This window comes from Streptomyces vietnamensis (assembly GCF_000830005.1).
GTDB classification, from domain to species: domain Bacteria; phylum Actinomycetota; class Actinomycetes; order Streptomycetales; family Streptomycetaceae; genus Streptomyces; species Streptomyces vietnamensis.
In genome coordinates this window covers 4,872,157-4,897,446 of record NZ_CP010407.1, presented here as the reverse complement: position 1 = coordinate 4,897,446, position 25,290 = coordinate 4,872,157, and the positions used below count along the sequence as shown (strand labels likewise).

22 protein-coding genes are annotated in these 25,290 nt (G+C 72.6%); 9 read left to right on the top strand and 13 right to left on the bottom strand.

From position 1 onward, the window contains the following. The 3 genes from SVTN_RS22020 (at position 1) to SVTN_RS22010 (ending at position 5,097) form a co-directional block, all read left to right on the top strand. The gene (locus SVTN_RS22020) at positions 1-786 is read left to right on the top strand and encodes an enoyl-CoA hydratase/isomerase family protein (protein ID WP_041130647.1); all 786 of its coding nucleotides are present in this window, start codon (positions 1-3) and stop codon (positions 784-786) included. 237 nt (positions 787-1,023) lie between these two features. Next, a complete protein-coding gene (locus tag SVTN_RS44360) occupies positions 1,024-4,428 on the top strand; it encodes a hypothetical protein (protein WP_052499248.1) in 3,405 nt (1,134 codons plus the stop codon). 84 nt (positions 4,429-4,512) lie between these two features. Then, positions 4,513-5,097, top strand: a complete 585-nt coding sequence (locus SVTN_RS22010; protein WP_041134142.1) for a flavin reductase family protein — start codon at positions 4,513-4,515, stop codon at positions 5,095-5,097. Between the two features lie 57 nt (positions 5,098-5,154). On the opposite strand, the gene SVTN_RS22005 is transcribed toward SVTN_RS22010, so the two are convergent. The 3 genes from SVTN_RS22005 to SVTN_RS21995 all read right to left on the bottom strand — a co-directional run bounded on the left by SVTN_RS22005 (position 5,155) and on the right by SVTN_RS21995 (position 8,365). Next, positions 5,155-5,661 (bottom strand): hypothetical protein, encoded by a 507-nt coding sequence (locus SVTN_RS22005; protein WP_159026493.1) that lies wholly within the window; start codon positions 5,659-5,661, stop codon positions 5,155-5,157. Between the two features lie 23 nt (positions 5,662-5,684). Continuing rightward, a complete protein-coding gene (locus tag SVTN_RS22000; protein ID WP_052499708.1) occupies positions 5,685-6,983 on the bottom strand; it encodes an MFS transporter in 1,299 nt (432 codons plus the stop codon). Positions 6,984-7,063: 80 nt separating this feature from the next. Next, entirely contained in the window at positions 7,064-8,365 is a 1,302-nt protein-coding gene (locus SVTN_RS21995) for an MFS transporter (RefSeq protein ID WP_041130645.1), read from the bottom strand. Positions 8,366-8,423: 58 nt separating this feature from the next. On the opposite strand from SVTN_RS21995, the gene SVTN_RS21990 reads away from it, so the two are divergent. Further along, positions 8,424-9,413: a GlxA family transcriptional regulator gene (locus SVTN_RS21990; protein ID WP_041130644.1), complete on the top strand. Its 990-nt coding sequence runs from the start codon at positions 8,424-8,426 to the stop codon at positions 9,411-9,413. 19 nt (positions 9,414-9,432) lie between these two features. Here SVTN_RS21990 and SVTN_RS21985 read toward each other — a convergent pair whose 3' ends face one another. The 3 genes from SVTN_RS21985 to SVTN_RS21975 form a co-directional block, all read right to left on the bottom strand. Next, positions 9,433-10,656 (bottom strand): MFS transporter, encoded by a 1,224-nt coding sequence (locus tag SVTN_RS21985; RefSeq protein ID WP_052499246.1) that lies wholly within the window; start codon positions 10,654-10,656, stop codon positions 9,433-9,435. Positions 10,657-10,734: 78 nt separating this feature from the next. After that, on the bottom strand, positions 10,735-11,790 hold the full coding sequence (locus tag SVTN_RS21980) for a Zn-dependent alcohol dehydrogenase (RefSeq protein ID WP_041130643.1): 1,056 nt from the start codon (positions 11,788-11,790) through the stop codon (positions 10,735-10,737). Next, the gene (locus tag SVTN_RS21975) at positions 11,787-12,719 is read right to left on the bottom strand and encodes an SDR family oxidoreductase (protein WP_041130642.1); all 933 of its coding nucleotides are present in this window, start codon (positions 12,717-12,719) and stop codon (positions 11,787-11,789) included. The genes SVTN_RS21980 and SVTN_RS21975 overlap by 4 nt, the downstream gene beginning before the upstream one ends. Before the next feature lie 101 nt (positions 12,720-12,820). Here SVTN_RS21975 and SVTN_RS21970 point away from each other — a divergent pair, with 101 nt between their 5' ends. Further along, entirely contained in the window at positions 12,821-13,747 is a 927-nt protein-coding gene (locus SVTN_RS21970) for a cyclase family protein (protein WP_041130641.1), read from the top strand. A 157-nt stretch (positions 13,748-13,904) separates the two neighbouring features. On the opposite strand, the gene SVTN_RS21965 is transcribed toward SVTN_RS21970, so the two are convergent. From SVTN_RS21965 to SVTN_RS21950, 4 genes are all read right to left on the bottom strand, one after another. Then, the gene (locus tag SVTN_RS21965; RefSeq protein WP_041130640.1) at positions 13,905-14,348 is read right to left on the bottom strand and encodes an ATP-binding protein; all 444 of its coding nucleotides are present in this window, start codon (positions 14,346-14,348) and stop codon (positions 13,905-13,907) included. Between the two features lie 352 nt (positions 14,349-14,700). Further along, on the bottom strand, positions 14,701-15,630 hold the full coding sequence (locus tag SVTN_RS21960) for an acyl-CoA dehydrogenase family protein (protein ID WP_041130639.1): 930 nt from the start codon (positions 15,628-15,630) through the stop codon (positions 14,701-14,703). Positions 15,631-15,637: 7 nt separating this feature from the next. Further along, entirely contained in the window at positions 15,638-16,774 is a 1,137-nt protein-coding gene (locus tag SVTN_RS21955; RefSeq protein WP_041130638.1) for an acyl-CoA dehydrogenase, read from the bottom strand. Then, positions 16,774-17,964 carry an amidohydrolase family protein gene (locus SVTN_RS21950; RefSeq protein ID WP_041130637.1) on the bottom strand — a complete coding sequence of 397 codons (1,191 nt, stop codon included), beginning with the start codon at positions 17,962-17,964 and terminating at the stop codon, positions 16,774-16,776. Before SVTN_RS21950 ends, SVTN_RS21955 begins: the two co-directional genes overlap by 1 nt. 198 nt (positions 17,965-18,162) lie before the next feature. On the opposite strand from SVTN_RS21950, the gene SVTN_RS21945 reads away from it, so the two are divergent. After that, entirely contained in the window at positions 18,163-19,680 is a 1,518-nt protein-coding gene (locus tag SVTN_RS21945; RefSeq protein ID WP_041130636.1) for a class I adenylate-forming enzyme family protein, read from the top strand. Here SVTN_RS21945 and SVTN_RS21940 read toward each other — a convergent pair. Then, positions 19,649-20,029 carry an STAS domain-containing protein gene (locus tag SVTN_RS21940; RefSeq protein WP_041130635.1) on the bottom strand — a complete coding sequence of 127 codons (381 nt, stop codon included), beginning with the start codon at positions 20,027-20,029 and terminating at the stop codon, positions 19,649-19,651. The two genes, SVTN_RS21945 and SVTN_RS21940, sit on opposite strands and share 32 nt — an antisense overlap. A 161-nt stretch (positions 20,030-20,190) precedes the next feature. On the opposite strand from SVTN_RS21940, the gene SVTN_RS21935 reads away from it, so the two are divergent. Both SVTN_RS21935 and SVTN_RS21930 read left to right on the top strand, forming a co-directional pair. Continuing rightward, positions 20,191-20,742 (top strand): sigma-70 family RNA polymerase sigma factor, encoded by a 552-nt coding sequence (locus tag SVTN_RS21935; RefSeq protein WP_041134139.1) that lies wholly within the window; start codon positions 20,191-20,193, stop codon positions 20,740-20,742. Beyond that, on the top strand, positions 20,739-21,992 hold the full coding sequence (locus SVTN_RS21930; protein WP_041130634.1) for a zf-HC2 domain-containing protein: 1,254 nt from the start codon (positions 20,739-20,741) through the stop codon (positions 21,990-21,992). The genes SVTN_RS21935 and SVTN_RS21930 overlap by 4 nt, the downstream gene beginning before the upstream one ends. Positions 21,993-22,456: 464 nt before the next feature. Here SVTN_RS21930 and purU read toward each other — a convergent pair whose 3' ends face one another. Both purU and SVTN_RS21920 read right to left on the bottom strand, forming a co-directional pair. After that, on the bottom strand, positions 22,457-23,308 hold the full coding sequence (gene purU, locus SVTN_RS21925) for a formyltetrahydrofolate deformylase (RefSeq protein ID WP_041130633.1): 852 nt from the start codon (positions 23,306-23,308) through the stop codon (positions 22,457-22,459). A 60-nt stretch (positions 23,309-23,368) separates the two neighbouring features. Next, a complete protein-coding gene (locus SVTN_RS21920; RefSeq protein WP_041130632.1) occupies positions 23,369-23,812 on the bottom strand; it encodes an SCO4402 family protein in 444 nt (147 codons plus the stop codon). A 215-nt stretch (positions 23,813-24,027) separates the two neighbouring features. On the opposite strand from SVTN_RS21920, the gene SVTN_RS21915 reads away from it, so the two are divergent. Then, positions 24,028-25,287, top strand: a complete 1,260-nt coding sequence (locus tag SVTN_RS21915) for an ABC transporter substrate-binding protein (protein ID WP_041130631.1) — start codon at positions 24,028-24,030, stop codon at positions 25,285-25,287. Positions 25,288-25,290 lie beyond the last annotated feature (3 nt).

Here is a 25,290-nt window from a genome sequence, read left to right as displayed (position 1 = left end):
GTGTCCGACGTCCTCCACTCCGTCGAGAACGGCGTCTCGTGGATCACCCTCAACCGGCCCGAGGCGATGAACGCGGTCACCTGGGACCAGCGGGAGCGGATCATCGCCCTGCTCGCGGAGGCGTCCGCCGACCCGGACGTGCGCTGCGTGGTGGTGACGGCCACCGGGCGCGGCTTCTGCGCGGGCGCGGACCTGCGGGGCGCGCCGTCGTCGGGCGATCGTGTCGCGGGGGACGTGGCGCGAATGATCCGGCTCGGCGCGCAGCGCTTCGTCTCCGCCGTACTGGACTGCGAGAAGCCGGTGATCGCGGCGGTGAACGGGACGGCGGCCGGGATCGGGGCGCACCTCGCGTTCGCCTGTGACCTGGTGCTCGCGGCGGACTCGGCGCGCTTCATCGAGGTGTTCGTACGGCGGGGGCTCGTGCCCGACGGCGGCGGGGCGTACCTCCTGCCCCGGCTGATCGGGCCGCAGCGGGCGAAGGAGTTGATGTTCTTCGGCGACGCGGTGCCGGCGGCGGAGGCGCTCGGGATGGGCCTGGTGAACCGGGTGGTCCCATCCGACGCCCTGGAGAAGACGGCCCGGGAGTGGGCCGAACGCCTCGCCCAGGGCCCGACGCGGGCCCTGACCCTCACGAAGCAGCTGGTCAACGCGTCCCTGGACGTGGACCGTTCCGTCGCCTTCGCGGCGGAGGCGACGGCGCAGGAGATCAACATGACGACGAGGGACGCGCAGGAGGGGGTGGCGAGCTTCGTGGAGCGGCGGGAGGCGCGGTACGAGGGGCGGTAGCGGAGGCTGTCGTACCGGGCCCCTAGGGTGTGACGCGCATATGCCAAACACCGCTCCGGGGGGAACGGAATGCCCAACCCCGCGCGCTCGCGCGAAAGATCTGGAAGACCCAGGAGATCCGGAAGATCCGGAAGATCGCTCCTGCTGGTCCCCGCCCTGCTGACGGCCCTCCTGGGCCCTCTGCTCCCGACGGGCACGGCCCTGGCGGCCACGGCGTCGTCCTCGACGGCGCCCTCGGTGGCGTCCGAGCCCACGACGGCCCCGGCGCCGGAACCCACGACGGACCCGACGCCCGCGCCGACCCCGACGGCCGATCCCTGCCCAGCCCTGCCTCTCGCCCAGCTGAACGGCCCCGGCGACGCGTCCCGCCCGTTCGTGGTGGGCCCGGACGGCCACGCCTGCTTCACGGTCACCGTGGAAAGGCCGGGCCTGCACCAGGTGCTCGTGGAAGGCGGGATCGGGTCCATCACGTTCTTCTCCGGCGGGACACGGGTCGCCTGCCCCGAACTGACCAGCAGCCCCTGCGAGCTCGCCGCCGGCACGTACACCCTCGACCTCACCCGTGGTGGCGCGACAAGCGCTCAGGTCGCGGTCGTCCCGCTGATGGCAGGCCCCGGCTGCTCCGCCCCCGCCGACACCGCTTTCGGTACGGCCCCGGTGACCGGCACCTCCTCCGGTGACCTCGGCATGGTCTGCCACCCCTTCACCGCCACTCAGGGCGAGCTGATCAAGACGGCCCTCGGGCCGCGCGCGTCCGCCAACGTCAGCGCGTGGATCACCGACGACACGGGCAAGGTGCTCTGCGGCGTCGGCCACGACTGCGTCCTGCCCGCCGGGGTCGGCGGCTACCGCGTCCTCGCACACCTCGACCCCAACGCCGGCGTCTACCCCGTCCCGTACACCCTGACGGTCCGGCAGCTCTCCCACCCGGTGGGCTGCGCGGTCATCGGCGTGACGCCCTACGGTTCCGTGCCTGTCGAGGTCTCGCCCCCGACCGAGTGCAAGACGTTCACGCCCACCACGACCGGCACCTACGCGGTGGAGGCCTTCACGGCAGACGGCGTTTCCAGCAGCCTCGAGGTGTATGCGCCGACCGGACAGATCTGCGAGTACACGGTCGGCTGCAAGCTCACCGCAGGCGTCACGTACACCCTCGTCACCGGCGGCACCGTGCGGATCCTCGACCGGACCTCCGCCGCTGCGGGCTGCGAGAACGTGTCGCTCGGGCAGCTCTACCAGGGCGCTCTGACCGCACCCACCGAGGCCGACTGTGTGAACCTGCCCGTCCCGCAGGGCGCCCACGTGGCGATCCTCTCGACTCCCTCCGCCGGCGGCGTGGCGACGGACATCGAGGTTCTGGACGCGACCGGCGCCCCGCGCTGCTGGGCCGAGGAGGCACTGTCCGCGGGCACCTGCGCCCTCGGCGGCACGGCGCCCTACCGCGCCATCGTGAAGAAGAAGTACTCGGGCCCGGACACCGGCGCATACGGACTCGTCGTCCGCCGCACGGACACCCCGAGCGACTGCCGGACCCTCCCCGCAGGTGACTTCGGCCTGAACTCGCCCCGGGCGGACGTCACCACCGGCGGCGAGGTCTTCTCCGACTGCCTGACGATCCCGGCGGCCGACCACTCCACGCGCGAGCTGATCTCGCTCTCCGACGCGTCGGGCGGCCGCAGCCTCGACATCAGCGTGCTCGACGAGAAGGGCCGGCAGGCCTGTCTGCCGAAGGACCAGGAGGTCAGGTTCCCGCTGGACTGCGCCCTGAAGCCCGGGCTCTCGTACACGGTCCTGCTCCACGGCGACGCCACACCCGCCGAGCACACCCTCGTCCGCAGGGACGTCACCACCACCGCGCGCGGCTGCGTCGACACCCCGGCCACCAAGGCCGGCGCCCCGTCGGCCGCCGGTGTCCCGGCCGAGCCCGGCACGCTCCTGTGCCACCGGGTGACCACGGCCGATGCGCGGGACACCCTGCACCTGAACGCCCGGTACACGGCGGCGGGGCTCGCGACAGGGTTCGGGGTGTACGACGCGAACGGCGAGGCCGCGTGCGAGGACTTCGGTTCGGGCTGCGCCGTCACCGGGTCCACCGGCTACCAGGCGATCGTCCAGGTCGCCGACGGCGACACCACCGCCCCCGCGTACCGCTTCGACGCCCTCCGCATCGGCACGGCCACCGGGCCCCCGCCCGAGTGCGTCAGGGTGCCGGACGTCACGTACGGCTTCGGGCCGCTCACCGGCACGCTGAACGAGCAGAGGCCGGCCCTCTGCGCGGTGCTCCCGACGGCGTCGAACGACTGGCTCAAGCTGTCGTTCGCGCCCGCGCTCGAACTCTCGAAGTCGCCGACGCCGTGGCTGTACGACGGGACGGCCGGCCAGAGCGTCTGCGACCGGTCCGGCAACGCGTACTACAGCTGCAGCGTGCCGTCCGAGGACAGCTACGGCGGCGTGGCCCGGCCGACCACCCTCGTGATCGGGCTGCCGTCGATTCCCGCGCAGACCCCGACCGACGTACGGGCCACGGCGTACTGCCCGTACGGCTGCGGCACCGTGACCCGCACGGTCACCGCCGTCACCCCCGGCACCGTCGGCGCCGGGAAGATCACGATGAAGGTGACCGGGGCCGCGCTGCACGAGAAGGACGTGGTCGAGGTCTCCGGCGGCACCTACCGCGCCCGGTCGACGACGGTCTCCGTCGCGCCCGACCGGCGGAGCATGGACGTCTCCCTGGACCTGACGAGCGCCCCGCGCACCGCGCTGAGCCTGAGCGTGCTCACGCACGACGGCGTGCGGTACTCCCGCGGCACCGTCACGGTCATCGCGCCCCTCCACGCCACCGTCGCCCCCACCGTCACCGGCACCGCCGTCGTCGGCGGAAAGGTGACGGCGAAGGTCGGGACGTGGGCGCCGGTGCCCGACGGGTACGCGTATCAGTGGCGGGCCGACGGCGTCGCCATCGCCGGGGCCACGGCCTCCACGTACACGATTCCCTCCACCCTCCAGGGCAAGCAGCTGTCGGTGGCCGTGACCGCACGGAAGGCCGGGCATCCGACGCTCACCGTGGCCAGTGCCGCCGTGGTCGTGAAGGGCGTCGCGCCCAAGCCGACCACGGTGCCGCGCATCTCCGGGACCGTGCGGGTCGGGTCGAAGGTGACGGCGGTCGTCGGCACCTGGACGCCGGCGCCGACCTCGTACGCGTACCAGTGGCGGGCCGACGGCGTGGCGATCGCGGGCGCGACGGGCGCCTCGTACGTGCCCGTCGCCTCCGCGCTCGGCAAGAAGCTGACCGTGACGGTCACGGCACTGCGGACCGGGCACCTGAACGGGTCGTACACGACGGCGGGCGTCACCGTCGCCGTCGGCCTCGCGCCGAAGGCCACGACCGCGCCGTACGTCACGGGCACGGTCCGGGTGGGGCGGACGCTCACCCTGAACGGGGGCGTGTGGACGCCGGCGCCGACCTCGTACGCGTACCAGTGGTACGCGAACGGGCGGGCGATCAGCGGGGCGACGCGGACGACGTTCACGCCGACGTCGGCCCAGCGCGGGCTGAAGATCACCGTCCGGGTGACGGCCTACCGGACCGGGCACACGGCGGGTGTGGCCTGGACCCGGTCGACGGGAGCCGTCGCGGGCTGACCCGAGCCGGTGGCCGTCGTCCCCGAGGGCTTCCCATCTGACGAACCGTCAGTTTCAATGGACGGTGTGATGGGACACGCGGGGATGGCGGCCACCGCCGTCCGACACCTGAGAGCGGCCGGTTCGCCGACGGCCGTGGAACCACTGCCCCGGCCGGCCCTGCGCGCGGTACGGGAGGACGAGCGCCCGCCCGTCGACCCGGCCGAATTCCGCCGCGTCCTCGGCCACTTCGCGAGCGGGGTCACGATCGTGACGGCCCTCGACGCCGACGGACCGACGGGCTTCGCCTGCCAGTCCTTCGCCTCCCTCTCCCTCGACCCGCCCCTGGTGGCCTTCATGGTCGCCCGCACGTCGACGACGTGGCCGCGGATCGCGGCGGCCGGGACCTTCTGCGTCAACGTCCTCGGCGCGGGGCAGGGCGAACTGTGCCGGTCCTTCGCGGTGAGCGGCGCGGACAAGTTCGCGGGCGTGGAGTGGGAGCCGACCCCGGCGACGGGCTCACCGCGCCTGGCGGGCGCGCCCGCCTGGATCGACTGCACGATCACCACCGTCCACACGGGGGGCGACCACCTGATCGTGGTGGGGCGGGTGGAGTCCCTGGACGCGGAGGAGGGGGCCGGGGACCCGCTGCTGTTCCACCGGGGGCGGTTCGGCCGCTTCAGCGCGTAGACCCGCCACCCGCCGCGTGGGCCCGCGCCGTGCTGGGCGGCCGGCTGCAACGGGTAGTCAGCTCTCGAGGACGCCCGTGTACAGGCCCGCGCCGCCCAGCATGAGCACCGTCAGAACCGCAGCCGTCCCCCACAGCAGCAGGGAGACGAAGTAGCCCTTGCGCGCGGGCCGCGCGAGCAGCGCCGCCACCGCCACGCAGACCGCTCCCAGGGCCCACCCCCACCCGCCCGCGAGCGGCAGCAGGAGGGCTCCGGCGGCGGCCGACAGGAGCAGGTGCCACCAGAGCGGACGGCCACCGGCCCGGCGCGCCAGGTCCTCGCCGAGCAGCACCGTCGGCAGCACGATCACCGCGGAGACCGCGGCGGCGGGCAGCAGCGCCAGCACTGGCAGGAACGGAAGCACCAGCAGCGACAGAGCGCTGACGCGTTCCTCTCCCGGTTCCGGCTGCCGGGTGTCGCCGAAGATCACGCCCAGGACCACGGCCAGCGCCGCTTCGAGGAACAGCGCGAGGATCGAGGCCCACAGCATCCGGACGTGCGTGCGCCCCGTGTCAGGACCGCTCATCGACGATCACCCCCTGGCGGTCATCATGCTCCCGCCAGGGACGGCATCTCCGTCCGGGGTCGGGCGATGACCAGGGCCATCAGGGCCGCCGCCGCGCACAGGGCGCCCGAGGCGTACCAGACGACGTCGTACGTGCCGAAGACGTCGCGCGCCACGCCGCCCGCGAAGGCGACGGCCGCCGCGCCGACCTGGTGGGAGGCGAGGACCCAGCCGAAGACGATCGCCGAGTCCTCGCCGTAGTGCTCGCGGCACAGGGCGATCGTCGGCGGGACCGTGGCGACCCAGTCCAGGCCGTAGAAGACGATGAAGAACAGCATCGGGGGGTGCACCGACGGCGCCAGGAGCATGGGGAGGAACAGCAGCGAGATGCCGCGCAGGGCGTAGTAGACCGCCAGCAGGCGCCGCGGCGAGAAGCGGTCCGTGAACCAGCCCGAGGCGATCGTGCCGACCACGTCGAAGACGCCGATCACGGCCAGGAGGCCCGCCGCCGCCGTGACCGGCATCCCGTGGTCGTGCGCCGCCGGTACGAAGTGGGTCTTCACCAGGCCGTTCGTCGAGGCGCCGCAGATCGCGAACGAGCCTGCCAGGAGCCAGAACGGGCCCGTGCGGGCCGCCTTGAAGAGGACCGTGACCGCGCGGCGCGCCGCGCCCGTGACGGGGGCGGGCTTCTCGGCGTACTCCCCGCCGTACGGGGCCAGTCGGACGTCCGCCGGGTGGTCCCGGAGCAGCAGCCAGACGAAGGGGACGACCGTGAGGGCCGCGAGGGCCACCGTCACGGCGGCCGGGCGCCAGCCGTGGTGTTCCACCAGCCAGGAGAGGAGGGGGAGGAAGATCAGTTGGCCCGAGGCTCCCGCCGCCGTCAGGATGCCCGTCACCAGGCCCCTCCGCGCCACGAACCAGCGGTTCGTCACCGTCGCCGCGAAGGCCAGCGCCATGGACCCGCTGCCCAGGCCGACGAGGATGCCCCAGTAGAGGACGAGCTGCCAGGCCGCCGTCATCCAGACGGTGAGGAGCGAGCCGAGCGCGATGACGCTCAGCGCCACCGCCACCACCCTCCTGATGCCGAAGCGGTCCATCAGCGCCGCCGCGAACGGCGCCGTCAGGCCGTAAAGGGCCAGGTTCACCGAGACCGCGAAGCCGATCGTCCCCCGCGACCAGTGGAACTCCTCGTGCAGCGGCTCGATCAGCAGGCCCGGCAGGGAGGCGAAGGCCGCGGCGCCGATGATCGTGACGAAGGTGACCGCCGCGACGAACCAGGCGCGGTGGATACGAGGAGTACGAGGCGCGGGCGGACGAGTGCGCGTTTCCGTTGTCTGGGCCATGCCATCGAGCATCCGGGTCCGCCCCCTCCCCTCACCATTGGCCCGAATGACAAGTTTCCAAAGGATCGGGACACACACTCCTACAAGCGCGGCAGCGTTCTGATCGGCCTCGCCAGCAGCAGCGCCGCCACCACGAGCACCGCGATCCCCGCCCCCGTGAGCAGCACCTCCTCCGTGCCGACCACCGCCGCCACCGGCCCCGACAGGGTGCGGCCGACGCCCATCATCAGGAGCGAGCCGGCCACGTCGTACGCGTGCATCCGGTTCAGGGCCTCCTGCGGCACGTGCGTCTGGACCGAGGTGGACCACATCACCAGCCAGAAGGCGAAGGCCGCCCCGCCGATGAACTGGCCCGCGCCGAGCACCGCCACCGGGGCGCCCAGGCCGAGCAGGGTCAGGTTCACGGGCAGGCCGGTCAGCGCCACCGCGCCCGCCGCGAGCGGGCGGCGCGGGCGCAGTCGGATCGCGAGGAGCCCGCCGACCGCGCTGCCGGCGCCGTTGACGGCCATGAGCACGCCGTACGCGGCCGAGCCGTGCTCCTCGGTCACCAGGCTCGCGGTGAGCGGCACCATGGGTCCGGCGACGGTCAGTCCGTACACCGTCCAGATGGAGATGACGCCCCACAGCCAGCTCCGGGAGCGGAACTCCCGCCAGCCGCCGACGAGTTCGGCACCGAGGGAGTCGCGCCGCGCGGTGTCGGAGGGGATCGGGGTGAGGCGTATCAGGAGGAAGCAGACGGCGCTGATCGCGAACGTGGTGCCGTTGACGGCGAAGGCCGCGCCCGCGCTCCAGACCGCCACCAGCAGGCCCGCCGCGGCCGGGCCCGCCATCGTCATGAGGGCCTCGACGACCCGCAGGACGGCGTTGGCGCGCTGCACGTCGGGGGCGATGCGGGGGATGGTGGAGGCGACGCCCGGCTGGAAGAGGGCGGCGCCGATCCCGCTGAGCACGGAGAGGGCGTACACCGCCCAGAGCGGCGGGCTGCCGAGCGTGAAGGAGACGGCGAGGACGGCGGCGCCGGGCAGCCGCAGCAGGTCGGCGAGGATCATCATGCGGCGGGCGGTGAACCGGTCGGCGAGGACGCCGCCGAAGAGCACGAAGACCGCGAAGGCGGCGGTCCATCCGCCGAGCGCGTAGCCGACGGTGGAGCCGGGGTGGCCGGCGCCGAGGAGTCCGGCGGCGAAGGCGACCGGGACCATGCCCTCGCCGAAGACGGCGACGCCCCGGGCGACGAAGAAGAGCCGGAAGTTACGGTTCCACAGCGCGGGCGGCACCGGCGACTGCTGTACGGGCGGCTCGGGCGACTGCTGTACGGGCGGCTCGACCGGGGCGGGAATCCGTCCGGCGGCCTCAGACTTGTACGTGTTGTCCGTCACGGACACGTACTCGTACCAGCCTTATGGTCTGGACCACCACCGAATTACGGAGGGAGCACCGCCCGTGCCACCGTCGCCGCACCGCGTCGCCGTTCTCGCCCTGCCCGGCCTCCTCCCCTTCGAGCTGGGCATCCCGCACCGCATCTTCGGCCGCGCGAAGGACCCCGGAGGGCGGCCGCTGTACGAGATCGTGACCTGTGCCCCGGCCGCCGGGCCGGTGCAGACGGACGCCGACTTCGCGATCCACGTCGAGCACGGCCCGGAGGCGCTCGCCACCGCCGACACGGTCGTCGTGCCCGCCTCGTACGAGCTCGGACCCATCTACGACGAGGGCAGGCTCCCCGAGGAGCTGGCCGCCGCGCTCGCGCACATCCGGCCCGGCACGCGCCTCGTCTCCATCTGCACCGGCGGGTACGTCCTCGCCGCCGCCGGCTTCCTCGACGGGCGTCCGGCCACCACCCACTGGGCGTCCGCCGAGCACTTCCAGCGCCTCTTCCCGCGCGTGCGGGTCGACGCGGACGTCCTCTTCATCGACGACGGCGACGTCCTCACCTCGGCCGGGGTGGCCGCCGGGATCGACCTGTGCCTGCACATCGTGCGCCGCGACCACGGCACAGCCGTCGCCAACGACGTGGCCCGCAGGACCGTCGTACCGCCCCACCGGGACGGCGGGCAGGCCCAGTACATCGAGCGGCCCCTGCCGGAGACCGGCACGCACACCACGACCGCCGCGCGGGCCTGGGCCCTCGCGCACCTCCACGAGCCGATCCAGCTGCGGGACCTGGCGGAACAGGAGGCGATGAGCGTACGGACGTTCACGCGCCGCTTCCGCGACGAGGTCGGCATCAGCCCCGGCCAGTGGCTCACCCAGCAGCGCGTCGAACGCGCCCGGCACCTCCTGGAGTCCACCGACCTGCCCGTCGACCGGGTCGCCCAGGACGCGGGCTTCGGCACGGCCCAGTCGCTGCGGGTGCACCTGATGACGGCGATCGGGGTGACCCCGACGTCCTACCGGCGGACCTTCCGGGCGTCGACGGGGACGCCCTCCGCCTGAGGAGCCGGCGCACACCGGTTCAGCCGCCGCTCCCCGCCGGGGCGACCTCCGTCCGGTCCTCCGTGGTCGCCGCCTCGGGGGTACGCCCGCCGAGCCGCCGCTCCCCCACCGCGCCGGCCACCGCGAGCAGCACCGTCAGGACCACCCCGCAGAGGATCGCCGTCGACGGGGCCACCGCCTTGAGGAGTCCGCCCGCGAGGGTGCCGCTCGCCGCGTAACCCGCGCCCACCGCCGCGTACATGACCGAGTACCCGGCGGCGAGCGCGCCCGGCGGGAGCGCCTCCCGAAGGGCCAGGTTCCGGGTGAGGCTCGCGGGCGCCTGCAGGAGCCCGGCGGCGACCAGCGCGACCGCGATCGCCGCCGTCCAGGGCAGTACGGCGACCAGGGCCACGCCCGCGGCGACCGCGAGGACCAGGACCAGGGACTGGACGGCCAGCGGGCCGGGCCAGCGGCCCCGGAGGCCGTACACGAACGCGCCGACCGCCGAGCCGATCGAGAACCCGGCGAGCAGCGGCCCCGCCCAGCCGATGCCGATCCCGCGCTGTTCGAGGAGCGCGGGCAGGATGAGCTCGGCGAGGGCGAGCAGGGTGAGGCCGGCGGCGCCCAGGACGTACACCGGCCAGGCCCGCAGCAGCGCCCGCCGCATCGAGGCGCCCTTCTCCTGCGCCCCGGCGGCCCAGCCGGCCGGCAGCAGCCACAGACCGGCCACCGCGATCCCCATCAGGGAGCCCTGGAGCAGCAGCGGTACGGCGGGGGCGACGCCGAGCGCCAGACCGGTGGTGAGCGCGGGCGCGGCCGCCCAGATCCCGAAGGTCAGCATCGACTCCATGCTCATCGCCTGGGTGACGGCCCGTTCCGGGACGAGGCTGGTGAGCAGGGCCCGCTGCCCGCCGGGCACGGCGGCGGGCCCTGCGCCCGCGAGCAGCGCGAGGACGGCGAGCACGACGGGGTGTGCGCCGGGCGCGAGCCCGAGCCCGGCGAACCCGGCGGCGCCGACCGCGAGCCCGGCGACGAGCTGCGGCCGGGCCCGTTCGGCGTTCAGCCGCATGCCGAGGACGGGTGCGGCGAGGATCTCCCCGAGGACGTACGCGGCGGCGAGGACGGCCCCGAGCGTGTAGCCCCCGGGCCGCTCGCGCACGAGGAACACGAGCGCGAGCGGCGCCATGGCGACGGGCAGCCGGCTGGTGACGGTGACGGCGCACCAGGCGAGGACGGGGCGGGTGGCGAGCTCGCGGTAGGACATGCCCGGGACGGTAACGGCCGTACGGCCCCGCGGCCCAGCACGTTTCGCCCGCACCCGCCGGGCGCGGGCCCGTGCCGCTCAGAACGTGAGTACCCCCCGCGCCACCTTCCCCCGCTCCGCGTCCTCCGCCGCCCGCCCGAACTCCTCCACCGGATACGTCGCCGTCACCAGCTCGTCGAGGAGCAGGGTTCCCGAGCGGTACAGCTCCGCGTACAGGGCGATGTCCTTCTGCGGCCGTGAGGAGCCGTACCGGCAGCCCAGGATCGACTTGTCCAGGAACATCGCGGCCGGCAGGAAGCTCGCCTCCGCCTTCGGCGCGGTCATGCCGAGCAGGATCGCCTGGCCGTGCCGGTCGAGGAGGTCGATCGCGGTCCGCACGAGGCCCGTGTGGCCGACGCATTCGAAGACGTGGTCGGCGCCGGTGGGCAGGATGTCCCGTACCCCGTCCGTGGAGGTCAGGAAGTGGCTCGCCCCGAACTGCCGGGCCACCGCCTCCTTCTCCGGGTTGGTGTCGACGGCGACGATCGTCAGCGCGCCCGCGATCCGGGCGCCCTGGAGGACGTTGAGGCCGATGCCGCCGGTGCCGATGACGACGACGGTCTCGCCGCGCCCGACCTTCGCCCTGTTGAGTACGGCTCCGACACCGGTGAGGACGCCGCAGCCCATGAGGGCGGCGGAGGTCAGCGGGATGTCCTGCGGGATCTTCACGGCCTGGACGGCCTTGACGACGGTCCGCTCGGCGAAGGACGAGTTCGACGCGAACTGGAACAACGGCTGCCCGGTCGACGCCCGCGAGAACGGCTGCCCCGGCATCCCGATGGCCTTGCGGCACATGGTCGGCCGGCCCCGGTCGCAGTCGGCGCAGGCGCCGCAGTTCGCGAGCGTGGACAGGGCGACGTGGTCGCCGGGGACGACGTGCGTGACGCCGGGGCCCACGGCCTCGACGACACCCGCGCCCTCGTGGCCGAGGACGACGGGCGGCGGGAACGGGATGGTCCCGTCGATGACGGACAGATCGCTGTGGCAGAGCCCGGCGGCGGCGATCCCGACGAGCACCTCCCCGGGGCCCGGGTCCCGTACCTCCAGGTCGTCGACGACCTGGACCTGCTTCCCGTCGAAGACGACGCCCCTCATGATCCGTTCTCCTCACGGGAGTTCGGCCGGTCTCCGGCGGCCGCCGCGCGGGCCATCTCCTCCAGCATCGCCAGCATCGGCATCGGGTCCGTCCCGACCGTCCCGGGCAGGAAGTCCGCGATGCGTTCGGGGGTCCAGCCGCCGCCCTCGGCGTACCCGGCGCGCAGCTCCCTCGGCTGCGCCCAGACCGCGATCTTGGGCCCGGCGATGGTGTACACCTGTCCGGTGATCCGTTCCTCCTTGGCCCGGTCGGAGAGCAGGTAGACGACGAGGGCGGCCACGTCCTCCGGCTCCCCGATCTCCTTGAGTTCCATGGGGACGTTCGCGGACATCCGGGTGCGGGCGACCGGCGCGACGGCGTTCGCGGTGACTCCGTACTTGTGCAGGCCGAGGGCCGCGCTCCGTACGAGCGAGATGATCCCGCCCTTCGCCGCCGAGTAGTTGGCCTGGGCGACGGAGCCCTGGTGGTTGCCGCTGGTGAAGCCGATGAGCGTCCCGGTGCCCTGCTTGCGCATGACGGCCGACGCGGCCCGGAAGACGGTGAAGGTGCCCTTCAGGTGGGTGGCGACGACGGGGTCCCACTCCTCCTCGGACATGTTGAAGAGCATCCGCTCGCGCAGGATGCCGGCGACGCAGACGACCCCGTCGATCCGCCCGTACTCGGCGAGGGCGACGTCGACGATCCGCTGTCCGCCCGCCATGGTGGAGATGTCGTCGGCGACGGCCACCGCCGATCCGCCCGCCGCCTCGATCTCCTTCACCACCGAGACCGCGACCTCGGAGGTCGGCTCGCCGCCCTCGATCGACACCCCGTAGTCGTTGACGACGACCTTCGCGCCCTCCGCCGCGCACGCGAGGGCGACGGCGCGGCCGATGCCGCGCCCCGCTCCCGTCACGGCGACGACCTTGCCAGCCAAGAAGTTCCCCACGCCCGGCCCCTTCCCGCGCTTTCTGACGGTCCGTTAGATTCGTTCGTCGTCAGGATTCTACGGTCCGTCAGATACCGGAAAACAAGACCCCGGAGGCCCCGATGTCTCTTCCCGCCGCCTTCCACGAGATCGCCAAGCGCGTCAACAACTGGGGCCGTTGGGGCCAGGACGACGAGATCGGCACGCTCAACCTCGTCACCGACGAGGTCGTACGGGAGGCCGCCGCCACCGTCCGCACCGGCCGCCGCATCCCGCTCGCCGTCGACCTCAAGCAGGACGGCGTACAGACCGGCATGATCCCCGGCCGGGTCAACCCGCTCCACGTCATGGTCCAGGTCAACCAGGAGCTCTTCGGCCCCGGCACGGTCGCCACCAGCGACGACGCCGCGACCCTGGGCCTCCAGGCCGGCACCCACTGGGACGCCCTGACGCACGTCTCCCACTCGGGCCGCATCTACAACGGCCGCCCCGCCGCCACCATCACCCCGCACGGCCGCTCCGAGTTCAGCGGCATCCACACGGCCCGTCACATCGTGAGCCGCGGGGTCCTCCTGGACGTCGCCGCGGCGAAGGGGGTGGACCGGCTGCCCGGCGACCACGCCGTCACCCCCGAAGACCTCGACGAGGCGGCGGAATTCGGCGGGGTGACCGTACGGTCCGGGGACGTCGTCCTCGTACGGACCGGGCAGATGCAGGTGTACCTGGCCGGGGACAAGCACGGGTACGCGTTCCCGTCACCGGGCCTCTCGGTCCGTACGCCGGAGTGGTTCCACGCGCACGACGTCGCGGCCGTCGCCAACGACACGCTCACCTTCGAGATCTTCCCGCCCGAGATCGAGGACCTCTGGCTGCCCGTGCACGCCCTCGACCTGGTCGAGATGGGCATGCTCCAGGGGCAGAACTGGAATCTGGAGGCTCTGTCCACAGCCTGTGCAGAAGAAGGGCGCTACGCCTTCCTGCTCTCCGCGATGCCGGAGCCCTTCGTCGGCGGCACGGGCACGCCGGTGGCCCCGGTGGCCGTCCTGTAGGACCTTGCGGGCGGCGGCGCGCTCGCACGCGCCCCGAGCACGGCACGGACTCGCCGCCACCCGACCACGACCCGCACACGCCGAGGACACACGGCCCTCGGCTCCCCTCGCTCGCCACGAATCGCTCACCCCAGGGTGGGCAAAACGGAACGAATCGTCAACAGTGCACCCGACCGGGCGACAACGTCGGCACCGTCGCCGACACGGGTACGACCCGGTCCACCTCGCACCAGATGCTCTTGCCGACGCCCTCCGGCTGCCAGCCCCACCGGTCCGCGAGCCCGTCCACCAGCTCCAGGCCGCGCCCGTTGGTGTCGTCGCCCTCCGCGTGCCGGGGCTGCGGCGGGCGGTCGCTCGTGTCGGCCACCTCGACCCGCACCCCGCCACCCCCCGCGGCGAACAGCATCCGCAGCACGGCCGGGCAGCCCGTGTGCACCACGGCGTTGGTCACGAGCTCGGAGATGAGCAGCACCAGCGTCTCGGCGAGCGGCTCGTCATCCCCTATGCCCGAACCGGCGAGCCGCGACCGGGCCCACCTCCGGGCTCGTCCCACCTCTGCCGGGTCCGGCCCGACCTCCAACTGAACCTGAAGCACCTGCACCGCTCACACCATCCGAACCGGCGGACACACCTTTACGGAACGTGATTCCCTTGTGGGACAGCATGGTTGACGTACAGTCACCGCAACAAGCGCTTCGGGCATATTCCAGCGCGAAGGAGTACGCATGGTCCATACTGTGCGACGCACGCTGCGGGTAGTCGAACGCCGGGCGCGAGCGGCGGGCATTCCCGGCCGCGGAGCCGCCGCAGGGGCGACACCGGGACGAACCGGGCCAACGAGCACTCGCATCCCACGGAGCGTACCGGAGGCGGAGGCCGACTCCGGGCCGTGACGGCCCCGCCGAAGGACACAACCCGATATCAACATTCCGCACCGTCTCGAACACGAAGCGCTACAGCCCCGCGGCCACGGTCTCCTCGGCCCGGGCGGCGGTCATCCCCAGCTCGGCCCGCACCCAGGCCCGCTTCAGATGCAGGTGGACATCGGCCTCCCAGGTGAACCCCATGCCGCCGTGCACCTGAAGGCAGTCCCGCGCGTTGCCGACGGCCGCGTCATCGGCGAGCAGCTTGGCCCCGGCGACCTCGACGGGATCACCGGTGACGGCAGCGGCCCACACGGCGGCCCGAGCGAGCTCGACCCGCACGAGCATCCCGGCACACAGATGCTTCACGGCCTGAAACCCCCCGATGACCTGCCCGAACTGAGACCGCGCGTGAGCGTAGGAGACGGCCATGTCGGTAGTGGCCTGCGCACTGCCCACCTGCTCGGCGGCGGTGAGGAGAGTGGCCTCCGCCAACCCCGTTGTGGGCAGGCGTTCCGCTCGGGGGTCCCCCCAGGACGAAGTCCTAGGGGGAGGATAAGGGTGGGCACCGTCCCCAGTGCCGGGCAACCGGTGCAAGGGCGTGAGCGGATCGACCGACCGCACCGGCACGGCGCCCGTGACATCGCCCAGCACCACATCGGCCTCGTCCAGCCAAGGGACCAGCCCCTCGTCCACAGAGGTCACGACAACGGACCCGTCCGCAGCGCCCGGCACGGCCCCCGCCGCCAGGTGCGTGGAAACCAACGGCCCCGGCAGCAGCACCCTCCCCGCCTCCTCGAACACCAACACCGCCTCGGGCAGCCCGAGCCCGACACCCCCCTCCGCCTCGGGAAGCCGCAGCGAGAAGAACCCGGCGTCACCGAGCTCCCGCCACAGCCCCCTGTCCAGGGAAGGCGCATCCACAAAGCCCCGCAACACCTCCCGGTCGAACCGCCCCGCCAGCAACTCCCGCACCCCCCGCCGCAACGCCCTCTGGTCCTCCGTGAGCCGGAAGTCCATGACCGAATCACCGCCCCTTCGGCAGGCCGAGGATCCGCTCGGCGACGATGTTGCGCTGGATCTGCGAGGTGCCGGCCGCGATCGTGTACGAGAGCGAGGACAGCCGGTCGAGGGTCCAGTCGCGCCCGAGGTCGAGCGCGTCGGGCCCGAGGACGGCGGCGGCCGCGTCGTACAGCTCCTGGCGGGCGTGCGAGTAGTGCAGCTTGAAGACGGAGCCGCCGGCACCGGGAACCCCGCCCGTCGCCTGGGCCTCGCTGACGTTGGCCTGGACGATCCGCCACAGCGCCTGGAACTCGGCGGAGAGCCTGCCGAGCCGCCTGCGGAGTACGGGATCGTCCCAGGTGCCGTTCTTCCGGGCCGTACGGGCAAGTTCGCCGAGCAGCCGACGACACGCGACGACCTCGCCGACGAACGCGGTGCCGCGTTCGAAGGACAGCGTCACCATGGTGACCCGCCAGCCGTCGTTCTCCTCCCCGACCCGGTTCTCGACGGGCACCCGCACCTCGTCGAGGAAGACCTCGGCGAACTCGGTGGACCCGGCGAGGGTGCGCAGCGGTCGTACGGTGATGCCGGGGGCGTCCATGGGCATGGCGAGCCAGGTGATGCCCTTGTGCTTGGACGGCGCGTCCGGGTCCGTCCGTACCAGCAGCTCGCACCAGTCGGCGACCTCGGCGTGCGAGGTCCAGATCTTCTGGCCGGTGACGACGTACGCGTCCCCGTCCCGTACGGCCTTCGTCCGCAGGGAGGCGAGGTCCGATCCGGCGTCCGGCTCGCTGAAGCCCTGGCACCAGACCTCGTCGCCGCGCAGGATCGGCGGCAGCCACCGTTCCCGCTGGGCGGCCGTGCCCTCGGCGGCGATGGTGGGTCCGGCGTGGAGGAGGCCGACGAAGTTGGCGCCGACGTAGGGGGCTCCGGCGAGTTCGGTCTCCTCCAGGAAGATGAGGCGCTGGGTCGGGGAGGCGTCCCAGTGGGTGTCGGCGTATCCGGCGTCGTACAGACGGCGTTGCCAGCCGCAGTCGTAGGCGCGGCGCGCCGGCCAGTCGAGCGGGTCGGGCCGTTCGGGGAGGCCGGGCAGGGTGGCGGCGAGCCACTCGCGCAGCCGCGCGCGGAACTCCTCCTCCTCGTCGGTGCAGGAGAGGTCCATCAGACGATCCCGAGATCGAGCATCCGGATGGCGTTCCCCCGCATCAGCTTGTAGATCGTCTCGTCGTCGAGGCCCTGGACGTGGTCGAGGGCGACCTCCTTGGTGTGCGGGAAGGTCGAGTCGACGTGCGGGTAGTCGGTCTCGAAGGTGGCGTTGTCCCGTCCCACCACGTCCAGCGAGGCGATGCCGTGCTTGTCGCGGAAGAAGCAGCAGAAGATCTGCCGGTAGTAGTACGTGGACGGCGGCTCGGGGATCAGGTCGCGCACCCCGCCCCACGCCCGGTGCTCCTCCCAGACGTCGTCGGCGCGTTCGAGGGCGTACGGGATCCACCCCATCTGGCCCTCGCTGTAGGCGAGCTTGAGCCGGGGGAACTTCACGAGGACCCCACTGAACAGGAAGTCCATCATCGAGGCCATCGCGTTGTTGAAGCTCAGTGAGGCCTGGACGGCGGGCGGGGCGTCGGGGGACGCGGCCGGCATCTGGCTGCTGGAGCCGATGTGCATGTTCACCACCGTCCCGGTCTCCTGGCAGACGGCGAAGAACGGATCCCAGTAGCCGGAGTGGATCGACGGGAGCCCGAGGTGGGTGGGGATCTCGGAGAAGGTGACGGCCTTGACCCCACGGGCGGCGTTGCGCCGGATCTCGGCGACGGCCAGGTCGATGTCCCAGAGCGGGATGATGCACAGCGGGATCAGCCGGCCGCCGCTGTCGCCGCACCACTCCTCGACCATCCAGTCGTTGTAGGCGCGGACGCAGGCGAGGGCGACCTCCTTGTCGTGGGCCTCGGCGAAGGTCTGGCCGCAGAAGCGGGGGAAGGTCGGGAAGCAGAGCGAGGCCTCGACGTGGTTGAGGTCCATGTCCTTCAGACGTGCGGCCGGGTCCCAGCAGCCGCGCCGCATCTCCTCCCGCGTGATCCCCTCCAGGGTCATGTCGTCGCGGTCGAAGCCCACGGCGGCGATGTTGCGCTTGTACGGGAACTTGAGGTCCTCGTAGATCCACCAGTCGGTGGGCGGGCCTTCGGGGTCCATCGTGATCTGGTACTTGCCGGCGACGTAGGCGAGCTCGCCGATGCCGGCCGTGAGGGGCCGGGGGCCGCGGTCGCGGTACTTCTTCGGGAGCCAGGTCTCGAAGAGGTGGGCGGGCTCGATCACGTGGTCGTCGACGCTGATGATGCGGGGCAGTTCCGTCATGGAGCCTCTCCCGGATTCGGCGGACCGTTCCCGGCCCGTTACGGCGGACCGTTCCCGGCCCGTTTCTGATGACCCGTCAGATCTGACGGAATCAGGCTAGCCGCGCACCCCTGGACCGACAAGCGCCGGACCTCTACGCTCACCGCACGATCTGACGGAACGTCAGCCAAGAGGAGTACGGACGAGAGGAGTACGGTCATGAACGAGACCGCACACGCACTCGGCGGGTCCCGCACGCTCTGGGAGCTCGTCGAGCGCCGCGCCGCCCTCACCCCCGACCGGCCCGTCCTCCTCCAGGGCGACCGCGTCCTCACCTTCGGCGGCCTCCGCGAGCGCGCCGAGCGCTGCGCCGCCGGGCTGTACGGGATGGGGGTGCGCCCCGGGACGGTCGTCGCCTGGCAGCTGCCCACCCGCATCGAGACCGCCGTGCTCTCCTTCGCGCTCGCCCGCATCGGCGCCGTGCAGTCCCCGGTGATCCCCTTCTACCGGGACAAGGAGGTCGGCTTCGCGCTGCGCGAGTCCAAGGCCGAGTTCTTCGCGGTCCCCGGAATCTGGCGTGGATTCGACTACGCGGAGATGGCCCGGAGGCTCGGCGCGCGCGGGATCTTCGAGGCGTACTCCCCGGAGGGCCTGCCCGACGGCGACCCGGCCGTCCTCCCCCCGCCCCCCGCCTCCGGCACCGACGTCCGCTGGATCTACTGGACCTCCGGGACCACCTCCGACCCCAAGGGCGTCCTGCACACCGACCGTTCGCTCCTCGCCGGCGGCTCCTGCCTCGCCCACGCCCTCCAACTGACGGACGGGGACGTCGGCTCGATGGCCTTCCCGTACGCGCACATCGCCGGGCCCGACTACACGGTGATGCTCCTGCTGTACGGATTCCCCGCCGTGATGTTCGAACAGTTCGCGCTGCCGGAGGCCCTCGACGAGTACAACCGGCACGGCGTGACCGTCGCCGGCGGCTCCACCGCCTTCTACTCGATGTTCCTCGCCGAGCAGCGCAAGCAGCCCGGGAAGCCCGTCATCCCCACCCTCCGCCTGCTCGCGGGCGGAGGGGCGCCCAAACCGCCCGAGATCTATCACGCGGTACGGAAGGAGCTGGGCTGCCAGCTCACCCACGGGTACGGCATGACCGAGGTCCCCATGATCACGATGGGCGCCCCCGACGACACCGTCGAGAACCTCGCCTCCACCGAGGGCCGCCCGCCCGCCGGCATGGAGATCCGGATCACCGGCGACGGCGAGGTCCGGCTCCGCGGCGAGGCCGTCTGCCGGGGCTACCTCGACCCCGCGCAGACGGCCGCCGCCTTCGACGAGGACGGCTTCCTCATCACCGGCGACGTCGGACACCTCACGCCCAGCGGGCACCTCGTCCTCACGGGCCGCATCAAGGACATCATCATCCGTAAGGGAGAGAACATCTCGGCCAAGGAGATCGAGGACCTCCTCCACACGCACCCGGACGTCGGCGACGCCGCCGTCATAGGCCTCCCCGACGCCGAGCGCGGCGAACGCGTCTGTGCCGTCGTCGAACAGCCGCCGGGCGCGGCCCCGCTGGACCTTCCGCAGGTCACGGCCTTCCTGCGGGGGGCCGGGCTCTCCGTCCACAAGCTGCCCGAACAGCTGGAGGTGGTGGACGCGCTCCCCCGCAACGAGACCCTGCGGAAAGTGCTGAAGTACAAGCTCAGGGAGCGCTTCGGCCCGGCACCCCGGTGACCCCGGCGATCGCCTCCGGCACGTCCTCGTACACGTCGAAGAGGCGGCGCACCCCGAGCGCGGAGAGCACCCGCCCGACGTGGCCGTCCCGCTCCTCCTCGGGAAGGATCAGGCGGAGCCGGCCGCCGCAGGAGCGGAGCAGGCGGCGGGAGGCGATCAGCACGCCGACGCCGCTGGAATCGCAGAACCGCACGGCGGACAGGTCGATCACCAGGTCGTGGCGGCCGCCCGCGACGGCGTCGTGGACGCGGCGGCGTATCAGGGGGGAGGTGACCAGGTCCAGTTCCCCCTGGACGCGGAACACCGTCCAGGAGCCGTGCTCGTCCTCGTCGACTTCGATCGTCGTCACGGACGCCGCCTGCCCCGCCAGGAAACGCCGAAACCCCCGGGCCGGGGGATGACGCTTTCCTTACCATCCGCATCTGCGTCAAGGGCGCACTTGCGGCAAACAGGAGTGTGTTGTCGGAGCGGCGCATTACTTTGGAGGAGAACCGGAACGGGGAGGGCCTCATGGCGATGGACACACCACCGCGCTGGGACCGCAGGATGCAGCAGCGGCTGGCGCGCGGGGAGGCCGCTGCCCTCGGCGAGTTCTACGACCGGTTCGCCTCCCTCGTGCACAGCCTCGCCCACCGGGTCCTCGACGACGACGCGGCGGCCGACCAGGTCACCCGCGAGGTCTTCGGCTACATCTGGGAGAACCCCGACTCGTACGACCCGAAGCAGGGCAACATGCGCGCGTGGGTCGCCAAGCTGACCCAGCGGCAGGCCGTGCACCGGCTGCGGCAGGCCGAGGCCCTGGCGTACGCGGAGACGGGGATCGGCTCCGCCGAGGAGCTGGAGCAGAAGGTCCGCCGGGCCTCGGCCGCCGCCCGCGCCGACTACATCGTGACCTCCATGCCCGCCCCGCTGCGGGCCGCGCTCGAACTGGCGTACTTCCAGCGGCGCGACTACCGGCAGACCGCCGCCGACCTCGGCGTCACCGAGGACGAGGCCCGCCGGCGCCTCCGGCTCGGCCTCCAGCTGCTCTCCTCCGCGAACGGCTACGGACGGACACCGTGACCGGGCCGGACGACGACGACGACGCGGACGCCACCGCACGCGCCCCGTGGATACCGGGACCGCGCAGGGCTGCCGACGACCACGCGGACCTGACGGCACCACCGGCGGCGGAGGAGACGACACCGGAGGCGGAGGAGCCGGACGTGCCGGTCCTCACCCACAGCGTGCTCAAGTCCCTCCTCGGGGCCTGGGCGCTCTCGGCGTGCTCCGCCGGCGAGACCAGGGCCGTCGAGGACCACCTCACCGGCTGCGCGCCCTGCGCCGACGAAGCCCTCCGGCTCCGCGACGCCGTCTCGCTCCTCCACGAGGACCGCGACCTGGACCTCGACCCGCTGCTCCGCTCCCGGGTCCTGGAGAACTGCCTGGGCCGCCGGCCCGCCCGCATCCCCGTGCCCGACTGGGTCACGCCGTACGACGCGGAGACCGCCCGGCTCGACGCGCTCCTGAGGGACATCGGCGAGTCCGAGTGGCACGCGCCGGTACGGCTCAAGTGGTACGAGGAGAACCGCGTGGTGCGCCGCAAGGCCACCGTCGCGGGGGTCATCGGCCACCTCCTGGCGGTGGACGGCCTGGTGTCGGCGGCGCTCGGCCTCGACGACCCGCTGGGAGCCGGGGTCCCGGAACTGTCCCCGACGGAACGCACGGAGGCGTTCTGGTCGTCCCTCGACCGGCCGCCGAACCGCTCCGTCCGGGGGCCGTGGCGGGACCAGTCGCACACGCTGATCCGGACGGTCGCGTTCGCGGGGAGAGGGGTGGCGGACCTGACGGTGGGCTACAAGGACTTCGCCCTCCCGCTCCGTGACTCCCTCCTGGAGCGGGCCTTCGAGTGCTGGCTGCACGCGGACGACATCGCGACCGCGGTGGCGTACCCGTACGCGCCGCCGAGCGGGCCGCACCTCCACGGCATGATCGACCTCGCGGCCCGGCTGCTCCCCGGGGCCCTCGCGAACCGCCGCCGCACGGGCCTGGCCGGGCCCGCGCGAGAGCTCGTCGCGGCGGGCGCGCCGGGCCGCTCGCTCCACCTGGAGGTGGAGGGCGCGGGCGGCGGCCACTGGTACATCGCCCTGGACTCCCCGGCGGCGATCGGCTCGGCGGAGCGCGCGGTGGCGCAGGTGGCGATGGACGGGGTGGAGTTCTGCCAGCTGGTGGCGGGGCACATCACGCCGGAGGAGGCGGCGGCGGGGCAGGACGGCGACCGCGAGGCGATCAGAGACGTCCTGTCGGCAGCAGCCTCCTTGAGCCGCCTGTAGCCGCGCCCGGCACCCCCGTTGCGGGCGTCGCTCCGCCGGGGCGGTGCCCACCCGCCCGGACGGCGCCGCCCCCGTGGTGGGCGCCTCGTGCCGCCCCGTTGTGGGCAGTCGTTCCGCTGGGGCGGAACGGGTGGGCACAACGGACCCGCGCCCTGCCGGCGCCCGAGGCTTCCGCGCCCTGACCCGCACCACGGGTGCGCCGCGCTGGTGGTGCGGGTTCAGGCGCGGAACGCGGAGGCGCCGCTGGGGGCGCCGTCCCGTGTGCCCACCCGTCCCGCCCCAGCGGGACGATTGCCCACACGGCGGGTGGGCGACGCCCAGCCGGGCGCGGGCACCACGCGGGCGCGGGGCGAAGGCCCAGCCGGGCACGGGCCCACACGGGGGGCGCGAAGGGCACCGCCCAGCACGGGTGCGGGCCCACACGGCGGTGGGGCACCGCCCAGCCCGGGTGCGGGGCCCTAGGGTCAGGCGAAGACGACCGTGCGGCGGCCGTTCAGGAGGATTCGGCGTTCCGCGTGCCACTTGACGGCGCGGGCGAGGGCCTGGCATTCGACGTCGCGGCCGATCGCCACCAGCTGGTCCGGGGTCACCTCGTGCCCCACCCGCTCGACCTCCTGCTCGATGATCGGGCCCTCGTCGAGGTCGGCCGTCACGTAGTGCGCGGTCGCGCCGATGAGCTTCACGCCGCGCGCGTGCGCCTGGTGGTAGGGCTTGGCGCCCTTGAAGCTGGGGAGGAAGGAGTGGTGGATGTTGATGATCCGGCCGGACAGGGCCTTGCACAGGTCGTCCGACAGGACCTGCATGTAGCGGGCCAGGACGACCAGCTCCACGTTCTCCGAGCGGACGAGGTCGAGCAGCTCCGCTTCCGCCTCCGGCTTGTTCTCCTTCGTGACCGGGATGTGCCGGAACGGGATCCCGTACGAGCCCACCAGCTCCTCGAAGTCCGTGTGGTTGGAGACGACCGCGACGATCTCCACCGGCAGCGCCCCGATCCGCGAGCGGAACAGCAGGTCGTTCAGGCAGTGGCCGAACTTGGAGACCATGAGCACGACCCGCATGGGCTGGTCGGCCCGGTTGATCTGCCAGTCCATGGCGTAGGAGTCGCCGACGGCGGCGAAGCTGGCCCGGAGCTTGTCGACCGTCACCGGCGCCTCGGCCGAGAAGTGGACCCGCATGAAGAAGAGACCCGTGTCACGGTCTCCGAACTGCTGGCTGTCCTCGATGTTGCAACCGGTGATGAAGAGGTAGCTCGACACGGCGTGCACGATGCCCTGCTTGTCGGGGCACGAGAGGGTGAGGACATACTGGTCGGTCATTCCGTCAGCCTGCCACACCCCGCCCCCGCCGGGAGGCCGCTGTCCGTCAGGCGGAACGCCTCAGGACCGCGTCATGATACGGAGCACGTCGAGGGAGCGCGGGGGCGTGTCGGGGTCCTCGCCGTCGGCCTGCGCCATCCGTACGTGTGCCTCGCGGGCGGCCCGTACGGCCTCGGGCCAGCCCGGGTGGGCCAGGTACGCGGAGACCGGGGCGTCCGGGCCCACCTGGTGCATGATCCGCAGCACCCGGAGGACGGCGACGTCGACGAGGGCGGCCTCGCCGGTGTCCCGGAAGATCGCGCCGACGTACTTCTCGGCGGACCAGTTGTCGAGCCAGGTGTCCTCGACGAGGCGGTAGACGGCGTCGGTGACGTCGCCGTACCCCTCCTGGCCGGTCAGCCAGGTCGTCTCGTGGAACACGGGGTCGGAGAGCATGTGCAGCGCCGAGCGCACGTTGCTGCGCCAGCGCCACCACGGCATGTCGTTGAGCGGCATGCCGCCCATGGTGGAGGAGCGACGGCCGCGACGGGAAGAGTTAACCGAACCGGGGACTGGACTGGCGACGGGACTGGACACGTTCCGATCGTACGTTCCTTGTCCGACAAGCGGAGTCGCCCCCTCCCCATACGGACACCGGCCCCCGCAATTCACCTTTGCGTCACCCCCCGTTGAACCGTGCTCACTCCCGCGTTACCCATGAGGCGGAAATGTGCATGCCCATGACCGGTAGGCGACTGACCTCACTCCTCGCGTACGTCACGACCGCGGCGACCGGAGCGTCGCTGCTCACCGGATGTGGCGTGCTCCCTGGGGCCACGGGGGGCTCCAGGGAGCCCGTCACGGTGATGACGTGGGCTCCCGACCAGACCCGAGCGACCAATATGCCCGGAATGCCCGCGATGGCGCAGACGTTCGCCCGGTGGGTCAACTCCCAGGGCGGCATCGACGGGCACGAACTGCGCGTCCTCACCTGCAACGAGCAGAACAGCACCGCCGGCGCCGCCGCCTGCGCCCGCCGTGCCGTGCGCGAGAAGGCGGTGGCGGTCGTCGGCTCGTACAGCCAGAACGGCCGCGCCTTCATGGCCCCGCTGGAAGCCGCGGGCATCCCGTACATCGGCGGCTACGGCATCGCGGAGGACGAGTTCACCAGCCCGCTCTCCTACCCCGTCAACGGCGGGGTGGCCTCGCTCGTCGCCGGGCACGGCATGCAGCTGGCCGACTCCTGCGAGCGGGTCTCCCTCGTCCGCCCCGACACCGCCTCGGGCGACCGGCTTCCCGAGCTCCTCGACTCCGGCCTGCGCAAGGCGAGTCACCAGAGGGCCGTCGACATCCCGGCCCTGGAGGACTCCGCCGAGTACACGGAGCAGGCGGACCGGGCCCGCACCCGGGCGGGCGGCGAGAAGGGCTGTGTGACCGCCGTCCTCGGCGAGCGCACCCAGACCTTCTTCGACTCCTTCCGCCGGCTCCCCGAGCAGGAGAAGAAGCCCGGCACCGTCCGGATCTCCTCCGTCCTCGGCAGCGTCGACCAGCCCGTCATCGACCGCACCGGCGGCCCCCACAGCCCCTTCGAGGGCGCGTTCGTCACCGGCTGGTACCCGGCGGAGGGCGACAAGAGCTGGGAGCCGATGCGCAAGGTCATCCAGGAGTTCGCCTTCGTCGACAACCGGGTCGACCCGGCCGACGCCGGCGTCCAGACCACCTGGATCGCGTACACGGTCCTCAAGAAGGTCATCGAGTCCATCGACGAGGACGAGATCACGGCCTGGCAGATCAGCCACGCCCTCGACCGGGGCGAGCGGATCGACACCGGCGGCCTCACCCCCAGCCTGCGCTGGAAGTACGAGGACCTGCTCGGCGCCCCCGGCTTCACCCGGATCGTCAACCACGAGGTGACGTTCCAGGTGGTGCGCCAGGGGCGGCTCGTGGCGCAGAAGCCCGGTTTCGTCGACGTCGGCGAGACCGTCCTCAGCGCCCCGTAAGCC

What these genes read in the sequence shown, in the direction of transcription:
- SVTN_RS21955 (WP_041130638.1), bottom strand. Translation starts at nt 16,774, where the DNA reads ATGGACCTCTCCTGCACCGACGAGGAGGAGGAGTTCCGCGCGCGGCTG.
- SVTN_RS21935 (WP_041134139.1), top strand. Translation starts at nt 20,191, where the DNA reads ATGGCGATGGACACACCACCGCGCTGGGACCGCAGGATGCAGCAGCGG.
- SVTN_RS21920 (WP_041130632.1), bottom strand. Translation starts at nt 23,812, where the DNA reads ATGGGCGGCATGCCGCTCAACGACATGCCGTGGTGGCGCTGGCGCAGC.
- SVTN_RS22010 (WP_041134142.1), top strand. Translation starts at nt 4,513, where the DNA reads ATGGCGGCCACCGCCGTCCGACACCTGAGAGCGGCCGGTTCGCCGACG.
- SVTN_RS21945 (WP_041130636.1), top strand. Translation starts at nt 18,163, where the DNA reads ATGAACGAGACCGCACACGCACTCGGCGGGTCCCGCACGCTCTGGGAG.
- SVTN_RS21970 (WP_041130641.1), top strand. Translation starts at nt 12,821, where the DNA reads ATGTCTCTTCCCGCCGCCTTCCACGAGATCGCCAAGCGCGTCAACAAC.
- SVTN_RS21915 (WP_041130631.1), top strand. Translation starts at nt 24,028, where the DNA reads ATGACCGGTAGGCGACTGACCTCACTCCTCGCGTACGTCACGACCGCG.
- SVTN_RS22005 (WP_159026493.1), bottom strand. Translation starts at nt 5,661, where the DNA reads ATGAGCGGTCCTGACACGGGGCGCACGCACGTCCGGATGCTGTGGGCC.
- SVTN_RS21980 (WP_041130643.1), bottom strand. Translation starts at nt 11,790, where the DNA reads ATGAGGGGCGTCGTCTTCGACGGGAAGCAGGTCCAGGTCGTCGACGAC.
- SVTN_RS21985 (WP_052499246.1), bottom strand. Translation starts at nt 10,656, where the DNA reads ATGTCCTACCGCGAGCTCGCCACCCGCCCCGTCCTCGCCTGGTGCGCC.
- purU (WP_041130633.1), bottom strand. Translation starts at nt 23,308, where the DNA reads ATGACCGACCAGTATGTCCTCACCCTCTCGTGCCCCGACAAGCAGGGC.
- SVTN_RS21950 (WP_041130637.1), bottom strand. Translation starts at nt 17,964, where the DNA reads ATGACGGAACTGCCCCGCATCATCAGCGTCGACGACCACGTGATCGAG.
- SVTN_RS21960 (WP_041130639.1), bottom strand. Translation starts at nt 15,630, where the DNA reads ATGGACTTCCGGCTCACGGAGGACCAGAGGGCGTTGCGGCGGGGGGTG.
- SVTN_RS22000 (WP_052499708.1), bottom strand. Translation starts at nt 6,983, where the DNA reads ATGGCCCAGACAACGGAAACGCGCACTCGTCCGCCCGCGCCTCGTACT.